Source organism: Allobosea sp. CER48 (assembly GCF_044752385.1).
Lineage (GTDB): Bacteria > Pseudomonadota > Alphaproteobacteria > Rhizobiales > Beijerinckiaceae > Allobosea.
The window spans coordinates 1-3,595 of record NZ_JBIWYK010000331.1 but is presented as its reverse complement, the minus strand read 5'-3'; the positions used below and the strand labels follow the sequence as shown (position 1 = coordinate 3,595).

General features: G+C 67.2%; 5 protein-coding genes, 1 tRNA gene and 1 riboswitch. Of the genes, 4 read left to right on the top strand and 2 right to left on the bottom strand.

The window, feature by feature from the left end:
* Positions 1–65: 65 nt before the first annotated feature.
* Positions 66–156: transfer RNA gene (locus ACIPIA_RS12240), tRNA-Ser, on the bottom strand.
* A 211-nt stretch (positions 157–367) separates the two neighbouring features.
* Positions 368–469: riboswitch (TPP riboswitch) on the top strand.
* Positions 470–545: 76 nt separating this feature from the next.
* On the opposite strand from ACIPIA_RS12240, the gene thiO reads away from it, so the two are divergent.
* The 4 genes from thiO to ACIPIA_RS12220 are packed head-to-tail and all read left to right on the top strand — an operon-like array spanning position 546 to position 3,117.
* Positions 546–1,541: a glycine oxidase ThiO gene (gene thiO / locus ACIPIA_RS12235; RefSeq protein ID WP_400509869.1), complete on the top strand. Its 996-nt coding sequence runs from the start codon at positions 546–548 to the stop codon at positions 1,539–1,541.
* On the top strand, positions 1,525–1,722 hold the full coding sequence (gene thiS / locus ACIPIA_RS12230; protein WP_400509866.1) for a sulfur carrier protein ThiS: 198 nt from the start codon (positions 1,525–1,527) through the stop codon (positions 1,720–1,722). The genes thiO and thiS overlap by 17 nt, the downstream gene beginning before the upstream one ends.
* Position 1,723: 1 nt before the next feature.
* Positions 1,724–2,494: a thiazole synthase gene (locus ACIPIA_RS12225; RefSeq protein ID WP_400509864.1), complete on the top strand. Its 771-nt coding sequence runs from the start codon at positions 1,724–1,726 to the stop codon at positions 2,492–2,494.
* 14 nt (positions 2,495–2,508) lie between these two features.
* Positions 2,509–3,117, top strand: a complete 609-nt coding sequence (locus ACIPIA_RS12220; RefSeq protein ID WP_400509862.1) for a thiamine phosphate synthase — start codon at positions 2,509–2,511, stop codon at positions 3,115–3,117.
* Between the two features lie 115 nt (positions 3,118–3,232).
* Here the strand turns inward: ACIPIA_RS12220 and ACIPIA_RS12215 are convergent, their stop codons facing one another.
* Positions 3,233–3,547, bottom strand: coding sequence for an Rdx family protein (locus ACIPIA_RS12215; RefSeq protein WP_400509859.1), 315 nt, complete (start codon positions 3,545–3,547; stop codon positions 3,233–3,235).
* Between the last annotated feature and the right edge of the window lie 48 nt (positions 3,548–3,595).

Here is a 3,595-nt window from a genome sequence, read left to right as displayed (position 1 = left end):
AACCGCTAGCCCGTTGAACCAAAAGGCCGGTTCAGGCCTGGCTGGGAGAGACCGGGAAAGGAAAGTGGCGGAGACGGAGGGATTCGAACCCTCGATACCCTTGTGGGGTATGCTCATTTAGCAAACGAGTGCCTTCAGCCTCTCGGCCACGTCTCCGGCGCAAGGCTCTATGCCCGATTGCAGAGCCGTTTGACAAGCCTCGCCGACAACTTCCTTCGCGTTGCCTGTGAATGCACCGAGCCCGCGCCGCGATGCACGCCCGTGCGAAGGGACGCGGCAATGCCGTGTTCATCGGAAGACGGCGTCCGCCGCAAAGGGGCTGTGCGCCAGCTTGCCTTGCTCTGGCCCGATGCGGTCTTTAGATTAGGCCCGTCCGTTGGGGTGCCGAAAGGCTGAGAGACGCGTTCCGCGCCAACCCATCGTACCTGATCCGGGTAATGCCGGCGAAGGGAACGGTCTTCGGCTCGCAGAGATTGCTCGTGCCCCAGGCCGCTGCCTTCCCGGGAGCAGGGAAGAGCATGGCGGAAGAACGTCTTCAGACGGGTCTGAACGTCGCAGTGGTTGGCGCCGGCGTCGTCGGACTCGCCTGCGCGACCGAGTTGCTGGCACATGGAGCACGAGTCACCGTCCATGAGCGTGGTCCGCGCATCGGCGCCGAAGCCTGCTCCTGGTTTGCCGGCGGCATGCTCGCGCCATGGTGCGAGGGGGAGAGTGCCGAGGAGCCGGTGATCCGGCTCGGGCAGCAGGCGGCCGATTGGTGGGAGCGCCATGCCGGCGGCGTCGTGCGCCAGGGCACGCTCGTCGTCGCGCCGAGTCGCGATCGGTCGGAACTGCGCCGCTTCGGCCAGCGCACCAGCCATTTCGAGGAGGTCGATGGCGATGCTGTCGCCGGCCTCGAGCCCGATCTCGCCGGGCGCTTCTCGCGCGGCCTGTTCTTCGGCGGGGAGGGGCATCTCGATCCACGCGCGGCCATCGCGACGCTGGCCGAGCGGCTGGTCGGGAACGGTGCCGCGATCCATTTCGGCAGCGCCGTCGAACCGACGGACCTCGCCGCCGATATCGTGCTCGATTGCCGTGGCCTCGCTGCACGGGAGGTCCTGCCCGGCCTTCGTGGCGTCAAGGGCGAGATGCTCCTGCTCCGAAGCAGCGAGATTCGCCTGTCGCGCCCGGTCCGGCTGCTTCATCCACGCATTCCGCTCTATATCGTGCCGCGAGCCGATGGGCTCTTCATGGTTGGCGCAACCATGATCGAGAGCAGCGAGCGCAGCCGTATCTCCGCCCGCGCCATGCTGGAACTGCTGGGGGCGGCCTATGCGCTGCATCCTGCCTTCGGCGAGGCGGAGGTGGTCGAGATCGGCACCGATGCGCGCCCGGCTTTTCCCGACAACCTGCCGCGGCTGACGCGTCGCGGGCGGGTGATCCACGTCAACGGGCTCTATCGCCACGGCTTCCTGCTCAGCCCCGCCATGGCGCGGATGACGGCGGAGACCGTGCTGAACCCGCAAGCAACACCGGAGATGCTGCATGACCTTGCTGCTTAACGGCACGCCGCAGGAAATCGCGGCGAAGACGCTGGCCGAGGCGCTGGCCGAACTCGGATATGGTGGCCGGATCGTCGCGACGGCGGTCAACGGCGAGTTCGTTCCCGTTCGCAAGCGTGCCGAGCTGCCCTTGAGCGAAGGCGACAGGATCGAAATCGTCGCCCCGATGCAGGGAGGCTGAAATGGCGTCCTTCTATGGCTTCGAGCCGAGCAACCCGCTTTTCCTCGGCACGGCGCAATATCCGTCGCCTGCCATCCTCGCCGAGGCGGTAAAGCGTTCGGGTGCAGAGGTCGTCACGGTCTCGCTGCGCCGGGAAGCGGCAGGCGGCGCCGGCCAGGCCTTCTGGGCGCTGATCCGTGAACTCGACGTCAGGGTGCTGCCCAACACCGCCGGCTGCCATACGGTCAAGGAGGCCGTCACCACGGCGCAGATGGCGCGCGAGGTCTTCGGCACCGACTGGATCAAGCTTGAGGTGATCGGGGAGGACGACACGCTCCAGCCCGATGTGATCGCGCTCGTCGAGTCCGCCCGCATCCTCGCCGATGACGGCTTCAAGGTCTTTCCCTATACGACCGAGGATCTGGTCGTCGGTGGCCGGCTGCTCGATGCCGGTTGCGAGGTGCTGATGCCCTGGGGCGCGCCGATCGGCTCGGGGCGAGGGCTCAACAATCCCTATGGCCTGCGCAGCATGCGCCAGCATTTCCCCGACATCCCGCTGGTCGTCGATGCCGGCATCGGCCTGCCGTCCCACGCCGCGCAGGCGATGGAGATGGGCTATGACGGCATCCTGCTGAACACGGCCGTCGCCAAGGCCGGCGATCCCGCCGCGATGGCGGAGGCCTTCGCGCTCGCCATCCGCGCGGGCCGGCAGGCCTTTGTGGCGCAGCCGATCGAGGCGCGCGACATGGCCGCTCCCTCGACCCCCGTCATGGGCAAAGCCTTCCTGGCCTGAAAGACCGTCCTCGCATGAAGCTCGATCCGTTCTACCCCATCTTCGACAGTGCCGACTGGCTGGAGCGAATGCTGCCGCTCGGCGTCAAGCTCGTGCAAATGCGCGTCAAGGACCGCCCTGAGACCGAAGTCGCTCGCGAGATCGCGCGGGCGAAGACGCTCTGCGCCGCGGCCGGCTGCGTGCTGGTGGTCAACGACTACTGGAAGCTCGCCATCGCCGAAGGCTGCGATTTCATCCATCTCGGCCAGGAGGATCTCGACGACGCCGATCTCGGTACGATCCGCAAGGCCGGCCTCAAGCTCGGCATCAGTAGCCATGACGAACCCGAGCTGGAACGCGCTCTGGCGGCAAAACCGGACTACGTGGCGCTCGGCCCGGTCTATCCGACGATTCTGAAGCAGATGCGTTTCGGTCCGCAGGGGCTGGAGCGGCTGGGCGAATGGAAGCGCCGCATCGGCGATTTGCCGCTGGTCGGCATCGGCGGCATCTCGCTGGAGCGGGCGCCGGGCGTCTTCGAGGCCGGCGCCGATATCGTCGCGGCCGTGACGGACATCACGTTGAACGCCGATCCCGAGGGGCGGCTGAAGGCCTGGGTCGCGGCGACGCGAAAACACGCGGCCTGAGAGCCGTCATTCTCGGGCCGTGCGCAGCGGCAGACCCGAGAAGGGCATGACGAGAAGCCACTGGGTTCCGAGATGGTCGGGGGCAAGCCCGACCATGACGGCAGGGGGCGTGCGCTCAGCTCTCCGCTTCGGCCGACATCGTGTGACCGTCGACATGGCCGAGGCTGCGCTCGGGGTCGAGCCGGTCGCGGACGCGCTGCTTCAGCACCTTGGAATCCGGGAAGCCGCCATCGGCCTTGCGGTCCCAGATCAGCTCGCCGTCATAGTGGATCTGGAAGATGCCGCCGGTGCGCGGGATCAGCGCGACTTCGCCAAGGTCCTGCCCGAAGGTCGAGAGCAGCTCCTGGCCGAGCCAGGCCGAGCGCAGCATCCAGTTGCACATCGAGCAATAGGTGATGGCGATGCGAGGGGCGGGCTTGGTTTCGGTCATGGCAGGCACCGGGGCTGAGGAAATTCGCATCGACATCCCGCGTCCGCG

Coding starts and splice junctions, on each gene's coding strand:
- thiS (WP_400509866.1), top strand. CDS start 1,525: ATGACCTTGCTGCTTAACGGCACGCCGCAGGAAATCGCGGCGAAGACG.
- ACIPIA_RS12225 (WP_400509864.1), top strand. CDS start 1,724: ATGGCGTCCTTCTATGGCTTCGAGCCGAGCAACCCGCTTTTCCTCGGC.
- ACIPIA_RS12220 (WP_400509862.1), top strand. CDS start 2,509: ATGAAGCTCGATCCGTTCTACCCCATCTTCGACAGTGCCGACTGGCTG.
- ACIPIA_RS12215 (WP_400509859.1), bottom strand. CDS start 3,547: ATGACCGAAACCAAGCCCGCCCCTCGCATCGCCATCACCTATTGCTCG.